Here is a 20115-nt window from a genome sequence, read left to right as displayed (position 1 = left end):
TAGTGACGTCGCCCTGGACCTGTTGGCGGGTAAGGACTTCGAACACGCGAAGATCATCGTTCAGGTCACGTTGCCGGCTCGGGCCGCGTTGGGGGTGGACAACACTCCAGGGCATCTGGTCGGCTACGGCGACATCGCCGCCCAACAAGCCGCTGAGCTGGCCTACCAGGCGGATGCGACGTGGCGGCGGATCCTGACCGAACCCGCCACCGGCCGGGTCCTCGATGTGGGGCGCCGGCACTACAGCCCGCCTGCCGCGTTGCGCGATCACATCCAGGCCAGCATGCCGACGTGTACGGGGCCGGGTTGTGTCCGGCCCGCCGCGCAGTGCGATCTGGAGCATCGCGAGCCGTTCCCGGCGGGGCCGACCGACGAACACAACGTGCACCCCGCCTGCCGCAGCCACCACCGGGGTAAGACCTTCGGCGGCTGGAAGATCATCAAACGCGGCGGGATCCTGGAATGGGTGTCACCCTGCGGATACCGCTACCCCCACACACCGGAGCCCATCACTCACCCCGAACCCGCACCACCACCCTTCTGACCGCTGTCATCACGGGTCGCGGTGTGAACCCACTGCCCGAACGTCCTAAGTGGACCTTTACGGTCGAGGTCCTGGTAGATCATTTCGTGACTGGTCAGGTCACTGGGTTGCGGGTATCCAGGGTCGGCCCTCGGTGAGCGTGACGAGGACTTCGAAGAAGTGTTTTGCAGCGGTGGAGAGGTAGCCGCGGATCGCGCAGAACTGTGTTGCTCCGGTGAGGTTACGCAAGACCTGGACCTGCCGGCCCAGCGCGTCAGACGTAGGTGTCGTAGGGCGCCCGGACGTCGTCCAGCCCGTCAGCGGCCCGCCGGGTCAAGGTCGCCACGGCGCCGCGGTCACACCCTCGGGCGCCCTGCCACATGTGGCTGTGCCACCCGAGCACCGGCGCGTGATCAACTGATGCTCGAACACCTGCCGCAGCCGCTCACCCTCTGGATCGGCGACCAACGCGGGCGTCGACCCTGGATGGCCCGGCTGCCCCCGGCTCGCGTCCACTCCTGCCGCGCAACGACTTCGGCGCCGGTGTGGTGAACGGCGAGGCCACAACGGCAGCAGCCCCTTCAAACGCCCAGCCCTCGCGGCCCGATGATCAACCCACAGGCCCCACGCGCGGACCGATGCTCCAGTGTCCCCCGCCGGAAGTTCCTCACCTGATTCGCCGGCCCAGCTTCCCGCTGGCGGCGTTGCCGATCCGCCCAAACTGGCGCTACGCCACCGAGCCCGACAAGCAACAGCACCAGTACGAGGACGAACCGGCGCCTTGCCAGCGGAAACCTGGACTCACCGACTCAAGCAACGGACTCCCGGCGGGGACCCTAGTCGCGCAGGGTCCATTGTTGGCGCAGCGTGTCCACGAACGCCCGCACCGACGGGCGGCGGGCCGCCTCCTCGCGCCATACCGCGAAGATCCGGCGGTACATCGCCGGCTCCACCGGGACCAGGCGCACCCCGCACGGCACCGCGTCGCCCGCCAGGCGGGGTACCACGGCCAGGCCGAGTCCCGCGCCGACCAGGGCCAGCTGGGTCGGGAACTCCGCCGCCTGGTGGACCACCTTCGGCTCCTGGCCGGCATTCCGGAACGTCGTCGTGAGCCAGTCGTGGCAGATGGTGCCGTCCGTGGACGCGATCCACGGCTCGTCCACCAGGTCGGCCAGCGCCACGCTGGCGCGCGAGGCCAGCGGGTGGTCCGCCGGGAACGCCACGTCCGCCGGGTCGCTGCCGATGTCCCCCGCGCGCAACCGATCCGGCACCGCCACCGGTACGTTCAGCCAGTCCTGCGCCACCGCCACGTCGAGATCCCCGCCGGCCACCCGCCCCAACGCCTGGTATGGCTCCACCTCGCGCAGGTGCACCCGTAGGTCCGGAAACCGCTCCGCGCACGACACCAGCGCCCCCGGCAGCAGACCCCTCGCCGCCGTGGGAAAGGCGCCGACGGACAGAGTCCCCAGCACCTGGCCGCGGCGCTCGTCGAGATCCGACTCGGCCTCCTCGACCGCGGCCAGGATCCGCTGCGCGTGCTTGGCCAGCGCCAGCCCCTCCTCGGTGAGCCGCAACCGCCTGCCCTGCCGCTCGACCAGCCGGCACCCGGCCTCACGCTCCAGTTTGGACATCTGCTGCGAGATCGCGGACGGGGTCAGGTGCAGCGCCTGCGCCGCGGCCGCGAGCGTCCCGTGGCCGGCCACGGTGTGCAGCACGCGAAGTCGCGCCAAGTCGAACATGTAGGCATGCTAACTCTTGTAGGTTCGTATATTTAACTTGTCCTACACGGAATGTCCGCAGATGGTGGACGCGTGTCCCCGCGCCACCTCATGCTCGCCGTTGGCCTCGCCGTGGTCTGGGGCGTCAACTTCGTCGTGATCGAGGTCGGGCTCGGCCACTTCCCGCCGCTGCTGTTCTCCGCGCTGCGCTTCCTCGTGGCCGCGGTGCCGGCGATCTTCTTCCTGCGCAGCCCGGGTGTGCCGTGGCGCTGGGTCGCGCTCGTCGCGCTGACGCTCGGCGTCCTCAAGTTCGGCCTGCTGTTCACCGGCATGGCGGCCGGCATGCCGGCCGGACTGTCCTCGCTGGTGCTCCAGACCCAGGCGGTGTTCACCGCCGTGTTCGCGGTCGTGCTCCTGCGCGAACGGCTGAGCCGCCAGCAGGTGGCCGGACTCGTGGTGGCGCTCGGCGGCGTCGGGCTCATCGCGTTCGACCTCGGCGCGACCAGCCCGATCGGCGCGTTCGTGCTGATCCTCGGCGCGGCCGCGATGTGGGGCGTCAGCAACGTCGCGATGCGGCGCGCCGCCCCGCCGGACACGCTGCGGTTCATGGTGTGGGTCAGTGCCCTCGCCACCCTACCCTTGTTCGCGCTGTCCGCGATCGTCGAAGGCCCGCAGCGCGGCTGGGACGCGCTGCGGACCGTCACCCTCCCCGCGGCGGGGGCGGTGCTCTACGTCGGCATCGTCGCGACCGTCGTCGGGTTCGGCGTGTGGGGCTACCTCATCCGCTCGTACTCGGCGTCGACGGTGGCCCCGTTCTCCTTGCTGGTCCCGGTGTTCGGGATGGCCGCGTCGGCACTGCTGCTCGACGAGCGGCTCACCCCGACGCGGCTCCTCGCCGCCGTGCTGATCATCATCGGGGTGCTCGCCGGGGTCGTCAGAGGCCGAACGCCAGCAGGACGTGCCCACCGCCCGTCGGATACTCCGGTGAGTATCCCGACTGGACATACACCATCCCGTGGGAGACAACGGCTCCCCCGCCCGTCCCCGCGATCGCGCTTCCTCGCCCGGTCAGGCCGTTCACGCCGGTGAGGTCGCGGCCCCGCGGCCTCGCCCACCCGATCGGTCGGTCCACGGGTTGACTCCGACCGGTCGATGTGGCGCCTACGGCTCCACGAGGCCGGAGCGGACCGCGTGCAGCGCGGCCTGGGTGCGGTCCTGCACGCCGAGCTTGCCGAGGATCGCGCTGACGTGCGTCTTCACCGTCTTCTCGGACAGCGACAGCGCGCGGGCGATCTCGCGGTTGGACCGGCCGCGGGCGACCTCGGTGAGGACCTCGTGCTCGCGCGCGGTGAGATGGGCGGCGCCCGGCCGGGTGTCCCCGGCGACGAGCAGCCGGGCCACGTCCGGGTGCAGGAGCACGTGCCCGGCGTGCACCGAGCGGATGGCGGCGGCGAGCGCGGGCGGGTCGATGTCCTTGTAGACATAGCCGCTCGCGCCGGCGCGGACGGCCGGCAGCACGGCGGAGGGCTCGGTGAAGCTGGTGATCACGAGGACCTTGGCCGGGCTGCCCGCCTCGCGCAGGCCGTGCAGGGCGGCGACGCCGTCGGCGCCGGGCATGCGGAGGTCGAGCAGGATCACGTCCGGGCCCAGCCGGACCGCATCGTCCACACAGGACCTACCGTCGGCGGACTCGCCGACCACCTCGAGGTCGTCCTGCAGGTCGAGGAACGTTCGCAAACCCTGGCGCACCACGGGATGGTCGTCGACGACGAGCACGCGGATCCGGTCAGCCACCGGTCGGCACCTCCAACCGCACGGTCGTGCCGCGGCCGGCCTCGGACGTGACGTCGAGCTTGCCGCCGGCCACGCGGGCCCGCTCCCGCATCGAGGACAGCCCCAGCCTGCGGCCCGCGGCGTCGGCCGTGGCCGGGTCGAACCCGGCGCCGTCGTCGCGGACCTCCAGCACGACCTTGCGCTTGTGGGACACCAGGCTCATGTCGATCCGCGTGGCGCCCGCGTGGCGAAGCGCGTTGTGCATGGCCTCCTGCGCGATCCGGTACACGGCCTGCTGGCGCGCCTCGGTGAGCGGTGGCACGCACTGGCAGGTGGTGTACCGGATCGTCGGCTCGTGCACCCGGTCGAGTAGCTCGGCCTGCTTGCGGAGCGCGATGTCGAGGCCGTCGCCGCGCAGGTCGGCCGGGCGCTGGTCGACGACGATGGCGCGGAGCTCCTCGGTGGCCTCGGCGGCGAGCTTGCGGACCGTGGCGAGCTCGGCGGCCGCGCGGGCCGGGTCGCGGTAGAGCAGCGCCGAGGCGGCGTCGGCGGTGAGCCGGAGGCTGAACAGCTTCTGGGTGACCGCGTCGTGCAGCTCGCGGGCGATCCGGGACCGCTCCTCCACAATGGACAGCTCGCGGCTGCGCTCGTAGAGCCTGGCGTTGACGATGGCGATGGCGGCGTGCGCGGCGAGCAGGCGCATCAGCTCCTCGTCGTCGTCGGTGAAGCCACCCGGGTTGCAGCTGTTCGCCAGGAACACCTCGCCCACGAACTCGTCGCCGTCCATGATCGGCATGCCGAGGAAGTCGGTGAGCTCCGGGTGCGCGGCCGGCCACCAGCGGAAGTGCGGGTGATCGCGGATGTTGGTCAGCCGCACCGGGTTCGGGTCGCACAGCATGACCGCGAGCAGGCCGTGGGTACGCGGCAGCGGGCCGATCGCGGCCCACTCCTCGTCGCTGATGCCGTCGGCGAGGAACTCCGCGAACCCGCCGCTGCCGTCCGGGAGGCCGAGCGCGGCGTAGCGGGCGCCGACGAGCTTGCGGGCCGAGGTGAGGATGGTGCGCAGGACGTCGCGGACGGACAGGTGCGCGGTGACGGCGAGCACCGCGGCGCTCACCTCACGCAACTCGTCCCGATCGAACCCGGCCACGGTCGCCACGGTACCCACGCGCGAGCCGGCGCGGATCGGGCGCAGGACCTAGGTCGATGGACCGAGGACCGTCCGGTCCCTGGCCCGATGGCTTTCCCCGGGTGCGCTCCTAGCGTCGATGACGTCGAAAGGAGACGGGACATGCCTGTCGCGATCATCACCGGAGCGTCCCGCGGTCTCGGTCTGGCGCTGGCCACCGGGCTCGCCGAGGCCGGTTGGCGGCTGGTCGTCGACGCCCGCGACGCCGACGCCCTGACCACCGCCGCCGGCTGGATCGGCGCCGGTGCCGTGGCGGTGCCCGGCGACGTCACCGACCCGGCGCACCGGGCCGCGCTGGTCGCGGCCGCCGACGAGCTCGGCGGGGTCGACCTGCTGGTGAACAACGCCGGGATCCTCGGCCCGAGCCCGCAGCCCCGGCTCGGCGCCTACCCGCTGGACGTGCTGCGGTCGGTCTACGAGGTCAACGTCGTGGCGCCGCTGGGCCTGATCCAGCTGGCGCTGCCGGGGTTGCGCTCCCGGGAGGGCTCGGTCGTCACCGTCAGCTCGGACGCGGCCGTCGAGGGCTACGAGGGGTGGGGCGGCTACGGCTCGGCCAAGGCGGCCGTCGAGCAGGCGAGCAACGTGCTGGCCGCGGAGGAGCCGGCGGTGCGGGTGTGGCGGGTCGACCCGGGTGACCTGCGCACGCGGATGCACCAGGAGGCCTTCCCGGACGAGGACATCAGCGACCGGCCGCTGCCGGAGACCGTGGTGCCGGCGTTCGTGCACCTGGTGACGTCGCGGCCACCGTCTGGCCGGGTCCGGCTGGCCGAGGTCTCGGCACGGGCATGAGCCGCCTGATCAACGCCACCACCCTCCTTCGCGCGAATGCCGTCCACGCCGAGCGAAGCGAAGCAGGTGCCACAACATGAGCCGACCCACCAACACAACCAGGTTGCTTCGCGCGAATGCCGTCCACGCCGAGCGGAACGAGGCAGGTGCCACAACATGAGCCGAGTCGCACTGTGGCTGCCGTTCGAGGTGGCCGACCTGGACCGGGCGGCCGGCTTCTACACCGACCAGGTGGGCCTGCCGGTCGTGGACGGCTGGGACCGGGACGGAGAACGGGGTGTCGTGCTGGGGGCCGGCGCCGCGTTCGTGGAGCTGGTCTCGCCCGGGCGGTCGGGGCAGGGGCGGTCGGGACCGGCGCCGCTGCCGTTCCAGCTGGCTGCGTCGGAACGGTCGGGGCCGGCGCCGCTGGCGTTTCAACTGGCCGACGCGGCGTCTGTGGACGGCGCGCACGCCCGGTTCGGCGGCGCCCGGCCGCGGCGGTACCCGCGCGGCCACTACGGGTTCGAGACCGACGGCCCGGCCGGCACCCGGGTCATGATCTGGAGTGAACGGGAATGACCGTCGCCACGGACTTCGCCCTGCCCAGTGAGCTCGAGGCGCACGAGCCGCCCGAGGCCCGCGGCCTGCCGCGGGACGGGGTGCGGCTGCTCGTCAGCGAGGGCGCGAGCGGACGGGTGAGCCATCACGGGTTCACCGACCTGCCCGTGCTGCTGCGGGCAGGTGACCTGCTCGTCGTGAACACGTCGGCGACCATGCCGGCCGCGGTGTCGGTCGTCGACGCGGCGCTCGCGGTGCACTTCTCCACCGAGCAGCCGGACGGGTCGTGGCTGGTGGAGCCGCGGCGGGTGGCGGGAACGGCGACCGAGCCCTACCCGATCGGCGAGCCCGGCCAGCGGCTCGAGCTGCTGGGCGGCGGGGCGGTCACGCTGCGCAGGCCGTTCTCGGCGAGGCGGCTCTGGGAGTCCGATGTGGACACGCTGGGTCGAGGGGTCCCGGCGTACCTCGCATCCTTCGGAGCGCCGATCCGGTACTCCTACGTCGCCGCGCGGTGGCCGCTTTCCTACTACCAGACGGTGTTCGGCACGACGCCGGGCAGCGCGGAGATGCCGAGCGCGTCCCGGCCGTTCACCGACCGGATGGTCACCCGCATGGTGTCCGCCGGAGTGCAGTTCGCACCGGTCCTGCTGCACACCGGCGTCGCCTCGCCCGAGGCCCACGAACGCCCCTACCCCGAGCGGTTCGCGGTGCCGGCCACGAGCGCGCGGCTGGTCAACACGGCCCGAGCGGAGGGCCGCCGGGTGATCGCGATCGGCACGACCGCGGTACGGGCCGTCGAGTCGGCGGCCGACCACCGCGGCCGGGTCCGCCCAACCGAGGGCTGGACGGACCTGATCGTGACCCCGTCCCGTGGCGTCCACGTGGTCGACGGCCTGCTGACCGGCTTCCACGAGCCACGAGCGTCGCATTTGGACATGCTGGCCGCGATCGCCGGCCCGGAGCTGCTGGACCGCACCTACGCCGAAGCCGTCAACGCCGACTACCTGTGGCACGAGTTCGGCGACGTGAACCTGCTGCTGCCCTAGCAGCCGCCAGTGTCGCGTGACCCTGAAACCTATACGCCGCTGCGGCCAACGCGGCCCCTGGCTGTGTTACGACGTTGGAGAAACGCCCAAGTACATCCAGTACGAGCGGCTTTCCTCCGCCTTGCCAGGAACCACGTGGATCCACAGCGGACGCAAAGGAACAGGATCACGCGACACCAGTGTCCCCCGCCGGAAGTCTGTTGCTTGAGTCGGCGAGTCCAGGTTTCTGCTGGCAAGGCGCCGGTTCGTGCTCGTACCGGGTTGTATTCGGGCCTTCCGACAACGCCGCCAGCGGCCGCGTGGGCCGCAGCGGGCGTAAGGAGGCCAGGGTCACGGGACACTAGGTCGCGGTGCAGGAGCCGAGCGTCGGAGTGGTCCAGGTGCCGTTCGCCATGACCGTGAAGCCGAAGCTCGTCGACGCTCCGGCCGCGACGTTCCCGTTGCCGTTCGGCCGCATCGTCATCACGTTGCCGCTGCTGTCCCAGCTCGGTGTGCCGTTCCACGTGGTCGAGACCTGTTGCGGCGAGCGCACGGTCACGGTCGTGGTCCAACCGCTGATCGCCGAGCCTCCGGCGGTGACGGTCACCCTGCCGTTGAAGCGGTCGCCCCACCGGTCGGTCTCCTGGTAGGACACGGTGCACGAAGCCCCGCCACCCCCTCCGCCACCCCCTCCGCCACCGCCGCCGGAGCCGCCCAGTGCGGTGAGCACCGCGGTGTAGGCGGGCTTCTTGGCGTAGTTGCCGTCGAACAGCAGCGGCGTGCCGCCCGGACGCCACGAGTACTTGTCGGTGATGCCCCACACGGTGATGCCGGTGCAGCGGGAGACGGCGAGGCATGTCTCGACGACCGAGCGGTAGCTGTCGGCCTGCGCGGTGCCCGATCCCTCGATGTCCAGCTCGGTGATCTGCACGTCCACGCCGAGGTTGGCGAAGCGCTGGAGGTTCTGCCGGTAGTCGCCCGGAACCGGCGACTGCCCGTTGAAGTGGGACTGGAAGCCGACGCAGTCGATCGGCACACCGCGGCTCGTGAAGTCGCTCACCATGGCGTACACGGCGTTGCTCTTCGCGTTCTGGCCGTCGGTGTTGTAGTCGTTGTAGCAGAGCTTCGCGTTCGGGTCGGCCGCGCGGGCCGTGCGGAACGCCTCCTCGATGTAGCCGTTGCCGAGCCTGCTCTGGAACACGGAGTTGCGCCGGCTGCCGTTCTCCTCGAACGCCTCGTTGACCACATCCCAGGAGTGGATCTGGCCCCGCCAGTGCCCCATCACCTGGTTGATGTGGTTGTTCGTGGCCGAGCGCAGGGCGGCCGTCTGCAGGTTGTTCACCCAGCCGGGCAGCTGCGAGTGCCACACCAGGGTGTGTCCGCGGACGCTCATGCCGCGCCCGCGCGCGTGGCTGACGATCCGGTCGGCGTTGCCGAAGTTGAACGAGCCCTGGGACCCCTCGACCGCGTCCCACTTCATCTCGTTCTCCGGGGTCACGCTGGAGAACTCGGCGTTCAGCGTGTTCACGTAGGCCGACTCGCCGAGGTGGTTGGCCGCGACCGCGGCGCCGAAGTACCGGCCGCGCTCGGCCGCGGCGGCGCCGAGAGTGCTCGCGGCACTGGCCTGACCGGCCGAGCCGACCAGGCCGGCCGCCACGATGACGCCGACGACTCCGAGCACCAGTGGGTGCCGACCGGGGATCCGGACGCGCACACGTCCGCGGCCGGGGATACCGATGTTGATCATGACTGCCCTTCCTGCGCAACGCTGAGCAATGGGGTGGTGGCGAACAGCTACGAGTGCCGCGAGTATGGGCGCCGTGCGACGAAGCGTCAATCCCGCAAGTTTCGACCGATCTCCGGGACGAAAGTTGTTCCGAAAGTGCCTCTCAACAGCACTTAACACCCTCAACGGAGGGTGCGAGGAGATCGACTAGCCGGGTATTTTCGGTGAACTTCCGACCGAGTTCCGAAACATTCGGGCGCGCTCAGTACTGCTGCCATTCCTCGGTGGTCAGCCGCAGCACTCGTGGATCGTCCAATGTGGACGGACGCTCGGTGCCCGTGGGATGGCGGTCGGCCGGGAAGACGGCGGCCGCGGTCAGGTTGGGCTCGTCCAGGAAGCGCAGCGGCTCCGGCGGGTCCAGGCGCAGCGCGGGGGCGGGGCCCTGCTGGGCCAGCACGAAACCCCAGTCGCCGAAGGTCGGGACGTTCACGTGGTACGGGGTGGCGCCCAGACCGGCCGCGCGGATGGTGTTCAGGACGCAGTCGTAGGTCCGCGGCGCGAAGTACGGCGACCCGGCCTGCACGACCATCCGGCCGCCGGGCGCCAGCGCGTGCCGGGCCAGGAGGTAGAACTCCTGCGAGTACAGCTTCGCGGTGGCCGTCGCGTCGGGGTCGGGCATGTCGATGATCACCGCGTCGAACCGTTCGTCCATGTCGCGCAGCCAGGCGAACGCGTCCGCGGTGACGACCCGGACCCGCGGGTCGGTGAGCGAGCCCCGGTTGAGGTCGGTCAGTCTCGAGTCGTGCTCGGCCAGCCGCAGCACCGCGGGATCGAGCTCGACCTCGACGGCCTCGCGCACGTCCGGGTAGCGCAGCACCTCGCGCATCGCGAGCCCGTCGCCGCCGCCGAGCACCAGCACCCGGTCGCGCTTGCCGGCGAGCACCGGGTGCACGAGCGACTCGTGGTAGCGATACTCGTCGATCGAGGAGAACTGCAGGTCGCCGTTGAGGAACAGCCGCGTGTCGGTCGGTCCCTCGGCGAGCGGCGCGGACTGGGTCAGCACGATCTCCTGGTAGCCCGAGGTTTCCGCGTACACCACCGGGTCCTCGTACAGCACGCTGCGCGCATAGCGCAGGAACGCGTCGCTGCTGGCGAACGCGACGCCGAGCACCGCCAGCACCGCCAGCGTGCCGGCGGCCACCGCGAGCCGACGCCTGCGCGAGACGGTCCGCGCGAACAGGAACAGCACCACGCACGCACCGGCGACCGCGTTGACCATGCCGACCAGCAGCGCTCCCCTGGTCTGGCCGAGCAGCGGCAGCAGCAGGAACGGGAACGCGAGCCCGCCGACGAGCGCGCCGACGTAGTCCGCGGCGAACAGGTCCGCGGTGGCCGAGCCCGCTTCCTGGCGGCGGATCCGTTGCAGGAGCGTCATCAGCAGCGGGATCTCCGCGCCGATGAGCGCGCCGACGAGCAGCGCGATCGCGATCAGTGCGGGCCAGTACAGGTCGAGCCAGGTGAACGCCGCGTGCAGGCCGAGCACGGACAGCCCACCGACCAGCGCGAGGATCGCCTCGATCACCGCGAAGCCGAGCAACGCCCGGCGCTGCAACGGCTTCGCGGCCAGCGACCCGATGCCCATGGCGAACACCATGGTCGCCAGCACGACCGACGCCTGGGTGATCGAGTCGCCGAGCAGGTAGGAGCCCTGCGCCACCAGCGCGAGCTCGTAGACCAGACCGCACGCCGCGCAGGCGAACGTGGCGAACAGCAACCCGGCACGCATCGCGCGGGTCCGCTTGCTCGCCTCGTGCCCGGCCGGCGCCGGCGTGTCGACCGCCGTCATGACCTCGCTCAGATGATCGCCACGGCCACGATCGCGGCGACCGCCAGGTGGGACGCGCCGTTGACGTACACCGCGGGGTGCGGCTGCTCCTCCATCAGGATGGCGCCGAGCTTGCCCGGCGTGACGGCGTCGATGACCACGAAGGACAGTCCCATGAGGACCAGCCCGAGCAGCCCGTAGGCCAGGGTGGACACGATGCCCACGCCCCAGTCGTCCTCACTGGCGGCGATCGCGGTGGCGACGATGATCCCGACACCGACAAGGTTGCTGGCCAGGAGGACGGCCGCGTTCCGGTTGCGGTCCACCCAGACCTGCTCGCGCAGGTTGCCCGGCGTGAGCACGTCGACCAGTGCGAAGCCGACCGCCATCAGCACCAGGCCGACCAGCCCGTAGGTGGCGGCGATGCCGACTTCGGAGAAGACATCGGACAGCATGGGTTGGTGGCTCCTATCCTTCGGGCCGGGTCTCGGGGCCTGGCTTGTCTTCCGCGTCGGAGTCTGGCTCGGGGGCCGGCCTCGCGGGCTCGGCGGTCGAGTCCTCGCCGGGCTCCTCTGGCTCAGTGGACTCTGCCGGCTTGCTCTGCCCGGCCGCCGGCTCAGTGGACTCTGCCGGCTCACTCGGCCCGGCTGGCTCTGCCAGCTCTGCTGGCTCGGCCGGCTCGCTCGGCTCTGCTGGCTCGGCCGGCTCGCTCGGCTCTGCCGGCTTGCTCTGCCCGACCGGCGTCGCCGTGTTCTCGGGTGACTGGGCCGGCACCGGGGTGGTGGGTTCCGCGTCCGTCCACTCCGGAGGGACGTACTCGGGGATCTGCTCCTCCGGCGGGCCGACCGGCGTGAACCGGAGGCGCCGGCCGCGCGAGGAGCGGAACGCGAACCAGCCGAACACCCCGCCGCCGAGCAACAGCAGGGCACCCAGCAGGATCTGGTTGCCCGACTGGCGCCAGAAGTCCGAGCTCGGGGAGTCGGTCGGCACCGCGTCGCCCGACTCGGCCTCGGGAGCGGGGGACGCCTCGATCGGGTCGGCGATGCCGGAGTCCGCGGCCAGCAACGGCAGCGCGGCCACCGCCTTGTAGACGTCCGAGTCGACGTCGTCGCCCTTGAGGCCGTCCTCGCTGATGATCTCCAAGCTGTCGAGGTCCGCTGTGGACGGTCCGCTCGGCAGGCTGTCCACGGAGTAGCTCGCCGAGTCCTCGGCCTCGGACGACTCGGACGTCCACTCGATGTTCGCCAGGAACTCGACGCGCGACTCGCAGTTGCCGGCCTCGTCCGAGAGGGACCTGCCGTACCCGAAGTTGGAACCGGAGCTCGTGTCCGCGACGCCCTCGTTGTCGACCCTGACCGTCCAGCCGTAGCAGACGCCCTGCGCCTGGAACGCCTCGTCGAGCGTGGCGACCAGCTCCTCGGCGTCGGCCGGGTCGAAGATCACGTCCGCGGCGGCGACGCCCGGCGCGAGGCCCGACACCACGGCGGCAGCCGCGACGGAACCGGCGACGAAACCCAGGCGGCGCATCACTTTCCGGCTCCCGGCCCGCCGCCGCGGATGCCTTCGCCGGAGCCACCGCCGGTCCCCCACACGCCCGCCACGAACGGGAACCAGTGCGCGTACCCGTGGCGCTCGTCGTCGAGGTAGATCCGGGAGCCGGTGCCGCTCGCGGTGACCGCGACGATGTCGTCGGAGTAGCGCAGGAAGTAGCCCTGCGGGTCGACCTGCGTGTCGGCCGGCGACACCGCCGAGCGGATCTCCTCGTAGACCGCCTTCGGCTTCTGGTCCGACGAGTACACGATCGAGCCGCCGTCGGACGACACGCGCCGGTAGTTGTCGCTGAGGTGGTCGCGGATGCCGCCACCGCCGGCGAACGCGAAGATCAGGATGATCAACCCGACGGCGCCGAGCCCGCCGGCGATCAGCAGCTTGGGACGCAGCCTCATGCCGGCCTCACCGCGCTCAGCGTCTCGACCAGCTCTCCGGCCTGCGGGTAGGCGTGCCAGGTGCGCCACGCCGCGCCGCCGGACTCGGGCCATGCCCGCAGTGCCGTCACCCCGTACGGCACGCCGGGGAACTCGCCGACCAGGACACGGTCGTCGTTCTCGGAGTCACGGACGATCCCGGCCACCTTCGCGGCGAGCTCGCCCGCGGTCAGCCGCCGGTGGCACCGCGCCGCGAAACGCACCCGCAGCCCGTCGATGACGGCCTCCTCGTGGTCGGGCAGCGTGCCGAGGCGATCGGGCAGGCACGCCACGGTCTCCGACCACGACGACGGCCACAGCGAGATCGACGACGGCGGCCACGTCGCCGCTCCCGGCCCGACGACCACCTGGTGCGAGGCGCCGAGCACCCGCAGCTCCAGCTCGACGGCGGGCAGGACGACGCGCAGGGTGGTCAGCGCGGGTAACGGCTCGAGCCCGTAGCTGAGGCTCAGGTCTGCGGCGCGTGAGTCGGCGAACCGCGTGTCGATGCGGGTTCTCACGCTCGGTCGCTGCCGGCCGGGTAGACGCGCAGCGCCGGGAGGGCGACGGTCTCGCCGAGACCAGCCTCCCACTTGCCGCCGTCGAAACGCTCGAAGCTCAGCGCCTTGCCGTCCGGGCCCTCGTAGTCGACGTACTCGACGCTGCCGCGCTCGGCGACCGTCGTGGTGCCCTCGGAGGTGTAGCGGGCGGTGCCGTCCTCCTCCTTGCGGTAGCCGACGCCGCCGACCTCCATGGTCTTGCCGCCGGGCGACTCGACCAGGTCCGTCTCGCGCCAGAACACGACCTCGAGGTCGGGGTCCTCCTCGACGGACACCCAGATGCGGTCGCCGCGGGCGTCGTCGAGGAAGTGCTCGGACCAGCTGTAGCCGCCCTCGGTGAGCCGCAGCGAGCCACGCACGAAGTACAGCTGGTCGCCGTAGTCGATCATGTCGCCGGCGCGCACCGTGCGGATGTCCGTGACGCCCTGGTGGTCGGCGAGGGGGTCCTCCGGCTTGGCCGGGGCCTGGGGGGCAGGCTTGGCCTTGCCCCGCGAGCGGAGCACCAGCAGCACGACCAGCGCCGCCACGAGCACGATCAGCACGATCAGTAGCGCGGTCACGGCTGGTTCCTCCCCTAATCACCGGATATGCCGGCGAGCATAGTCAGCCGCGCGGGGTCGCGTCCGGGAGGCGGATGAAGATGCGGTCATGGCCAGCCGACACCCGCCGCCGGCGCGGGGACCGTGAGGACCTGGCCGGTGCGCCCGCCGAACGGGTCCTGCGGGTGCCACTCGGCCGCCATGACGAACAACGTCTCGCCGCCGAGCATGCACGCGAACGGCATCCGGTCGAGCTCGACCCGGTCCAGGATCTCGCCGCCCTCGCGGACCCGCACGCACGCCTGCTCGCCGGTCTGGGCCCACACGGCCCCCTCGGCGTCGACGCAGATGCCGTCCGGGCCGAGCCCGTCCGCCCACACGCGACGGTTCCCGAGGCTCCCGTCCGCGGCGATGTCGAACGCGGTGAGCCGGCGGCCGAAGGACTCGGCGACGACCAGCGTGCGGTTGTCCGGCATGACGGCCATGCCGTTGGCGAACTCGATGCCCTCGGCGACCTGCCGCACGGCGCCGTCGGGGGTGACGAGCGTGATGCCGCCGGTGTCGAACTCCGCGTTCCCCTGGAGGAAGTCCAGGAAGGGGAAGCCGACGTTGTTGACGTAGATGTTGCCCCGCCCGTCGACGACGATCTCGTTCCAGTCGTCGGCGATCTCCCGGAGATCGGCGTGGGTCCTGAGGCCGCCGTCGTGTTCGCGGCGCAGGAGGATGCCCGCGTACTCGGGATTCTTGGAGACGACGAGCATCCGCCCGTCGGGCAGCCACTCGATGGAGTGCGGCCGGGCGACGGGCTCGGGGAAGTACTCCGCCTTGCCGTCCGGGTCAACGGCGACGACCTCGTCCGGCCCCCAGTTGCAGAACCAGAGCCGGCCCTCGTGCCAGCGCGGCGACTCACCGATCCCCAGACCGGACAGCAGAACGTTCGGGTGTGCCTTCGGGTGTGCCATGGTGCCTCCTCGGTTGGTGTCACCGCCTACACGAAGAGCCCCCACCCGAATCGACAGAGCGCCGAGGATTGTCTCGACCCCGACTCGACTAAGCTAAGGACTTAGTCTACCTTGGAGATATGGAGGAAGTTGGGGTGCACGAAGCCAAGACGACGCTTTCGGCGTTGCTGCGCCGAGTCGCCACGGGCGAGGAGATCACCATCAGCAGCGGCGGGCGGCCCGTGGCGCGGTTGGTGCCGATCCAACGCGGGACCGAGCGTGTGCTCGGGCGCGATCGGGGTGTCTTCGAGGTGCCCGGGGACTTCGACGCGCCGCTTCCGGACGACCTGCTGCAGGTCTTCGAATCATGAGGGTGTTGCTCGACACGCAGTCGTGGTTGTGGATGCAGGTCTCGCCGGAGCGTCTCAACGAGAAGGCACTCGCCTTGGTAAGCGATGCCAATGTGGAACTGCTGCTCTCCGCGGCGAGCTCGTGGGAGATGTCCATCAAGTACGCCTTGGGCAAGCTGCCGTTGCCGTTGCCGCCCGCGGAGTACGTGCCCGATCGCTTGCGCACCAGTGGGGTGACCGGAATTCCGGTCACCCACCGGCACGCGCTGCACGTCGCCCAGTTGCCACCGCACCATCGCGACCCGTTCGACCGGGTGTTGATCGCTCAGGCGCAGCTCGACGGACTGACGATCCTGACCGCGGACCGCATGTTCGACCAGTACGACGTGGCGGTTCACCGGGCGGACTGACGCCTCAGCCGGCGCCCAGGCAGATGAAGGGGCGGCGGAAGGGGTCCGCGGCGACCGCGGCCGCCAGGGCCACCGCGGGGCGGTCGCCCGCGGCGATGCGGCGGTGGTAGTCGACCATCGTGGCGGCCGCGGCCGCGTCGCCCACCCGGCTCGACGCCGCCACCACCGTGCGGACACCGCCGGCCAGGAGGCCGCCCGCGAAGCCCAGCGCCTCGTCGCCCGGGCGGATGTGGTTCATCGCCAGCTCGCAGGCGGCCAGCACACCGTGGCGCGGCGGGCGGTTCAGCCGCGACAGCTCGTGCGCGAACAGCGGGCCGTCGGCCAGCTCCAGCCGGGAGAACATCGCGTTCGTCGGCTCGTGCTCGCCGTGCGCGGCCAAGTGCGCGATCGACGCGTCGTCGAGGGCCTCGCGCACCGCGGCGACCGTCGCGCCGTCGCCGGTGAGGTGCACGGCGGTCGGGTAGATCTCCCGCAGCTCGTCCTCCTCGGCGATCGCCTCGGCGAGCAGCGGGCCGCGGGCGATCACCACGTGGTCGGCCTCCCCCGCGGCACGCTCCGCGGACAGCCACGCGGTCGCCGACGGCGCCACCACCACCGCCCGCCCGCGCAGCGACGGCAGGCTCCCCCACGGCACCGCGTACAGCGCGCCGGTCGGCACGATGACCAGCTCACGCCCGCCGGCGAACGCCGACAGCGGCTCGATCAGCAGCGCGTCGAGCACGTCGGCGCTGCGCCGGGCCGACTCGGTGACCACCGTGACGATCGGCGCGGCCAGGCCGTCCGGGGCCAGCGCGTCCAGGTCGGCGTGCAGCCGGTGCGCCCACTCCGCGGCCTCCGACGCCGACCCGAGCCGGGCCAGCCGGGTCCGCCCGCCCGCGACGACGACGGCGACCAGCGCGTCGCCGGACACCGCGAACGTCACCAGCGCCCGCTCCCCCAGCGCCGGGCCCACCTCCGCGAGCGTGGCGACCGGGCGCGGCCGGCCCCACGGGGTCGTGTACCAGCCCTGCCGCAGCACCTCCCGCTCCAGCGCCGCGGCCTGCTTCTCCTGCCGCCGCGCAGGCCGCCCGGCGACCCGCTCCAGCTGCACGGCCCGGCGCAGCGACCGCAGCGCGGTGACCTTCTCCGCGAGCACCGGGTCGTCGATCGCCGGCATCGGCTCATAGCGGTACACCTGCGCCCTGGTCCGCTCCAGCCAGCCGAACAGCTGCCGCGCGGAGCGGCGCGGCCCGTTCAGCACCAGGTCCACGGCCAGCTCGCCGAGCTGCTGGCCGTGGATCGCGGTGCCGCACACCAGCTCCAGCCCACCCATCCGGTCCCGCGCGCGGCCGAGCTCGACCAGCCCGCCGCGGGCCTCGGCCAGCGCCCGCCGCCGGTCGCCGCGGGCCACCGCGAGCTCGGCGCGGCACAGCCGCAGCAGCATCACGTGGTCCAGCGGGGTGGTCGCGCGCTGCCGGGGCAGCTGGTCGAGCAGCAGATCGGCGGCGGCCGGGCAACCGCGACGCAGCTTGAGGCGGACCGCGAGCATCAGCGCGAGCCCGGTCTCGTCCTCCAGCATGAGCGCGCGCAACGTCTCCGCGAGCTTGACCGCCCGCTCCGGCAACCGGGCCGGGATCCGCCCCGACGTCAGCGCGGCCGCGGTCTCCGCCCGCATCGCGACGAGTGCCGCCACCGCCGCCCAACGCGTGTTCCCGCGCCGCGTGAAGCTGCGCTCGGCCGCGCGCGCCCGCCGCCGGGCGTCGCGGACGTGCCCGTCCAGCAGCGCCGCGGCCGCTCGGGCCACCTCGGCCTCGGCCAGGTCCTGCCCGGCGCCCTGCTCGCGCAGCCTCGGGATGGCGTCGTCGAGCTGGCGCGCCGCGTCGGTGGCGAGGCCGGCCGCGAGCAGCGCCCGCGCGCGGTCCAGCTGCAACGCCGGCAGCATCCCCGTGCTCAGCTCCCGGTAGCTGCCCTCGGCCTCGTCGTAGTGGCGCAGCGCCGTCGGCAGGTCGCCGGTCATGTAGGCGACGTAGCCGAGGTTGTGCCGGGCCTTGGCGGCGAGCAGCGGGAGGTCGTACCGGTCGCACACCTCGATGCAGCGCGCGAAGTCGTCGGCGGCGAGCCCGACCTGGACCAGGAAGATGTAGGACGTACCCCGGTTCAGGTAGCCGCCGGCGAGCACGGTCGGGTCCCCGTTGCCGCTGCGCAGCCCACGCTTGAGCGCCGGGATGGCGTCGTCGAACACCTCCAGGCCTTCGGCGACCCGGCCCGCCCGGTGCAGCAGCAGCGCCCGGTGCGCGAGCACCAGACCCTCCAGCTCGGACTTCAGCGCGTCGCCGGGCAGCGGTCTCGCCCACCGCTCCGCCTCGTCCAGGCCGGCCAGCCCGGTGGCCACCGAGTCCGTCTCGGCGGCCACGTAAGCCAGGCTGACGAGGATCCGGACCCGGAGCACGGTCGCCGCGACGGCCGGATCCGCGGCCCGGTCCAGCAGCCGCAGGGCGTCGCGGAGCAACGTCCTGCCGCGGGCGAACCGGTACGCGCCCAGAGCTTCACGCGCACGGAGGTGGAGCTCCTGGGCGCGGTTGTGAATGGCGGTCAGGGTCCGAACCTTAGCGCCATCCACGGTCCGTCAGCCGCAGATCGGTGAGCTTCAGCGCGCGTCGCGCCCGCTCCGCGTCGAACGACGTGCCGGTCTCCGGGTCCGTGGCGAGCGACTCCGCCACGAGACCGGCGACCACCGGCGTGGCGAAGGACGTGCCCGCCCACACCGCGAAACCGGTACGCAGGTCGTCCGGGTCCGGCGCGGTCCGCCAGCGCGGTCCGACACCCCCGCCGTCGAGCTTGCCGAGACCGGGGAAGGCCGAACCCTCCCACTTCGGAACGGTGCTGATCAGCGCGTTGCCCGGGGCCCACCGCCAGACCCACGGGCCGTGGTTGCTGAACGCGGCGGTGGTGAAACCGGACGCGTTGAGCGCGCCCACAGCGGCCAGCAGCGGGTTGCCGGTGGTGCCGGCGGCGTCCTGGCCGAACGCGGCCGGCAGGAACGGCCGCATGGTGGCGTCGTTGCCGGCGGCCGCGACCACCAGCACGCCGAGGTCGGTGAGCCGCTCGATCGCGTCGGCGACCTGCGCCACCTCGCCGGGCTGCGCGGTCTCCGGGTAGAAGCCGAGCGACAGCGACACCACGTCGACGAGCTCGTCCGGGGTGCCGTTGGCGATGGCGTCCACCACCCGCCGGCGCAGCCAATCGAGCGCGAACAGCACCGAGCCCTCGGTGGAGAACCCGTCGGACTGCAGCACCCGCAGCGAAAGGACCCGCGCGTCGGGGCACATCTGGTGGATCAGGCCCGTCACGAACGTGCCGTGCCCGAAGTGCGAGTCGGTGATCCCCAACAACGGCTGGATCTCGTCGGCCTGGTCGTCGGGCGAGGCCAGCGGGTGCGGGCTGCCGAACGCGGGCTCGTGGGCGGCGAGTGCGGTCTGGAAGTCCTGCGACACCTCGACCACGGGGTCCGCCGAGAGCGGGCCGACGGTCAGCCAGTCGTGCTCGCCGATGCCCGTGTCCAGCACCGCGATCACCGGACGCCGGCCACCCACGAGCTCGGCCGCGGGCCGGCGCACGGGCGGCCTGCCGACCATCGCGACCGGGTTGCGGCTGCCGGTGTACAGCGCGACCCGGCCGTCGCCGCCGACCCCGCCGCCGTGGTTCACCGGGGCGCCGTCGACGTTGCCGCCGTGGTTGACCGGAGCCCCCTCGACGGTGACCGAGGCGGAGGCCACCAGGTGGTTCAGGCCGATCTTGGCGCCGCGCGCGTCCGAGCCGAAGGCGCGGCGCAGCCTCACCAGCGCGGCCCACGGGTCCGGCGGCCGGTCGGTGACCGTGTCCCCCCTGGTCAGCAGCGGGACCGGCACCGGGAGATCCGGGTGGAGCCGGCTCAGGTGCTCCCGCCAGCCACCGTTGTCCGGCGGTCTGAGCTCGACACCGAGCCCCTCGAGCGCCGTGTTGTAGTCGTTGGGCTCCTCCGGGAGCAGGGTCTGTGCCTCGCGCACCGGCAGGAGCAGGCTGTCCGCGCGGTAAGCGGTGGGCAGCGGCCACGTGCCGTCGTGCGCCCGCACGGCGGTCGACGGCTCCAGCAGTCTGGCGCGGTGGCGGGCCAGGGTTCCTGGCGCAAGGCTGATCACCTCGGGGAACCTGGTACCTCGGTCGCTCGGCCGATCGGGGGTCCCCGCGCCGCCGTTCGAGCTCGCGCTGGTCATGAATCACCTCAGCT

Annotated in this window: 21 protein-coding genes; 7 read left to right on the top strand and 14 right to left on the bottom strand. The window is 72.2% G+C overall.

Annotated elements, in window-relative coordinates; genetic code table 11:
- Window positions 1-544, top strand: a 544-nt coding sequence (locus tag GEV28_RS08155) for an HNH endonuclease signature motif containing protein (RefSeq protein WP_291410274.1), incomplete at its 5' end; no start/stop codon positions are given.
- 253 nt (window positions 545-797) lie between these two features.
- Here the strand turns inward: GEV28_RS08155 and GEV28_RS08150 are convergent.
- Together GEV28_RS08150 and GEV28_RS08145 are read right to left on the bottom strand one after the other, a co-directional pair.
- The gene (locus GEV28_RS08150; protein WP_291410272.1) at window positions 798-926 is read right to left on the bottom strand and encodes a hypothetical protein; all 129 of its coding nucleotides are present in this window, start codon (window positions 924-926) and stop codon (window positions 798-800) included.
- 433 nt (window positions 927-1359) lie between these two features.
- Complete coding sequence (locus GEV28_RS08145) at window positions 1360-2262, bottom strand: LysR family transcriptional regulator (protein WP_291410270.1); 903 nt, start codon at window positions 2260-2262, stop codon at window positions 1360-1362.
- A 72-nt stretch (window positions 2263-2334) separates the two neighbouring features.
- Here GEV28_RS08145 and GEV28_RS08140 point away from each other — a divergent pair, with 72 nt between their 5' ends.
- A complete protein-coding gene (locus tag GEV28_RS08140; protein ID WP_291410268.1) occupies window positions 2335-3330 on the top strand; it encodes an EamA family transporter in 996 nt (331 codons plus the stop codon).
- A gap of 72 nt (window positions 3331-3402) precedes the next feature.
- On the opposite strand, the gene GEV28_RS08135 is transcribed toward GEV28_RS08140, so the two are convergent.
- Both GEV28_RS08135 and GEV28_RS08130 read right to left on the bottom strand, forming a co-directional pair.
- On the bottom strand, window positions 3403-4035 hold the full coding sequence (locus tag GEV28_RS08135) for a response regulator transcription factor (protein WP_291410266.1): 633 nt from the start codon (window positions 4033-4035) through the stop codon (window positions 3403-3405).
- Window positions 4028-5164 (bottom strand): GAF domain-containing sensor histidine kinase, encoded by a 1137-nt coding sequence (locus tag GEV28_RS08130; RefSeq protein WP_291410263.1) that lies wholly within the window; start codon window positions 5162-5164, stop codon window positions 4028-4030. The genes GEV28_RS08135 and GEV28_RS08130 overlap by 8 nt, the downstream gene beginning before the upstream one ends.
- 141 nt (window positions 5165-5305) lie before the next feature.
- On the opposite strand from GEV28_RS08130, the gene GEV28_RS08125 reads away from it, so the two are divergent.
- From GEV28_RS08125 to GEV28_RS08115, 3 genes are all read left to right on the top strand, one after another.
- Window positions 5306-5992, top strand: coding sequence for an SDR family oxidoreductase (locus GEV28_RS08125; protein ID WP_291410261.1), 687 nt, complete (start codon window positions 5306-5308; stop codon window positions 5990-5992).
- Window positions 5993-6148: 156 nt separating this feature from the next.
- A complete protein-coding gene (locus tag GEV28_RS08120) occupies window positions 6149-6550 on the top strand; it encodes a VOC family protein (protein WP_291410259.1) in 402 nt (133 codons plus the stop codon).
- The gene (locus tag GEV28_RS08115; protein WP_291410257.1) at window positions 6547-7575 is read left to right on the top strand and encodes an S-adenosylmethionine:tRNA ribosyltransferase-isomerase; all 1029 of its coding nucleotides are present in this window, start codon (window positions 6547-6549) and stop codon (window positions 7573-7575) included. Before GEV28_RS08120 ends, GEV28_RS08115 begins: the two co-directional genes overlap by 4 nt.
- A gap of 340 nt (window positions 7576-7915) precedes the next feature.
- Here the strand turns inward: GEV28_RS08115 and GEV28_RS08110 are convergent, their stop codons facing one another.
- The 8 genes from GEV28_RS08110 to GEV28_RS08075 all read right to left on the bottom strand — a co-directional run bounded on the left by GEV28_RS08110 (window position 7916) and on the right by GEV28_RS08075 (window position 15130).
- Window positions 7916-9301, bottom strand: a complete 1386-nt coding sequence (locus GEV28_RS08110) for an endo-1,4-beta-xylanase (protein ID WP_291410255.1) — start codon at window positions 9299-9301, stop codon at window positions 7916-7918.
- A gap of 241 nt (window positions 9302-9542) precedes the next feature.
- Window positions 9543-11126, bottom strand: coding sequence for a polyamine aminopropyltransferase (locus tag GEV28_RS08105; protein WP_291410253.1), 1584 nt, complete (start codon window positions 11124-11126; stop codon window positions 9543-9545).
- Between the two features lie 8 nt (window positions 11127-11134).
- Window positions 11135-11560, bottom strand: a complete 426-nt coding sequence (locus tag GEV28_RS08100; RefSeq protein WP_291410252.1) for a DUF350 domain-containing protein — start codon at window positions 11558-11560, stop codon at window positions 11135-11137.
- Window positions 11561-11573: 13 nt separating this feature from the next.
- Window positions 11574-12635 (bottom strand): hypothetical protein, encoded by a 1062-nt coding sequence (locus tag GEV28_RS08095; protein ID WP_291410249.1) that lies wholly within the window; start codon window positions 12633-12635, stop codon window positions 11574-11576.
- Window positions 12632-13051, bottom strand: a complete 420-nt coding sequence (locus GEV28_RS08090) for a DUF4247 domain-containing protein (RefSeq protein ID WP_291410247.1) — start codon at window positions 13049-13051, stop codon at window positions 12632-12634. The genes GEV28_RS08095 and GEV28_RS08090 overlap by 4 nt, the downstream gene beginning before the upstream one ends.
- Window positions 13048-13590, bottom strand: coding sequence for a DUF2617 family protein (locus GEV28_RS08085; RefSeq protein WP_291410245.1), 543 nt, complete (start codon window positions 13588-13590; stop codon window positions 13048-13050). The genes GEV28_RS08090 and GEV28_RS08085 overlap by 4 nt, the downstream gene beginning before the upstream one ends.
- A complete protein-coding gene (locus GEV28_RS08080) occupies window positions 13587-14189 on the bottom strand; it encodes a DUF4178 domain-containing protein (RefSeq protein ID WP_291410244.1) in 603 nt (200 codons plus the stop codon). Before GEV28_RS08080 ends, GEV28_RS08085 begins: the two co-directional genes overlap by 4 nt.
- Before the next feature lie 86 nt (window positions 14190-14275).
- Window positions 14276-15130, bottom strand: coding sequence for an SMP-30/gluconolactonase/LRE family protein (locus GEV28_RS08075; protein WP_291410242.1), 855 nt, complete (start codon window positions 15128-15130; stop codon window positions 14276-14278).
- A 119-nt stretch (window positions 15131-15249) separates the two neighbouring features.
- Here GEV28_RS08075 and GEV28_RS08070 point away from each other — a divergent pair, with 119 nt between their 5' ends.
- Window positions 15250-15480: a type II toxin-antitoxin system Phd/YefM family antitoxin gene (locus GEV28_RS08070; protein WP_291410240.1), complete on the top strand. Its 231-nt coding sequence runs from the start codon at window positions 15250-15252 to the stop codon at window positions 15478-15480.
- Complete coding sequence (locus tag GEV28_RS08065; protein ID WP_291410238.1) at window positions 15477-15869, top strand: type II toxin-antitoxin system VapC family toxin; 393 nt, start codon at window positions 15477-15479, stop codon at window positions 15867-15869. The genes GEV28_RS08070 and GEV28_RS08065 overlap by 4 nt, the downstream gene beginning before the upstream one ends.
- A 4-nt stretch (window positions 15870-15873) precedes the next feature.
- On the opposite strand, the gene GEV28_RS08060 is transcribed toward GEV28_RS08065, so the two are convergent.
- A complete protein-coding gene (locus tag GEV28_RS08060) occupies window positions 15874-18468 on the bottom strand; it encodes a CHAT domain-containing protein (protein ID WP_291410236.1) in 2595 nt (864 codons plus the stop codon).
- Window positions 18455-20101 carry a S8 family serine peptidase gene (locus tag GEV28_RS08055; protein WP_291410234.1) on the bottom strand — a complete coding sequence of 549 codons (1647 nt, stop codon included), beginning with the start codon at window positions 20099-20101 and terminating at the stop codon, window positions 18455-18457. The genes GEV28_RS08060 and GEV28_RS08055 overlap by 14 nt, the downstream gene beginning before the upstream one ends.
- Between the last annotated feature and the right edge of the window lie 14 nt (window positions 20102-20115).

The sequence above is a fragment of the Actinophytocola sp. genome (assembly GCF_009379765.1).
Lineage (GTDB): Bacteria > Actinomycetota > Actinomycetes > Mycobacteriales > Pseudonocardiaceae > Actinophytocola.
This window is presented reverse-complemented; position numbering and strand designations above follow the sequence as displayed.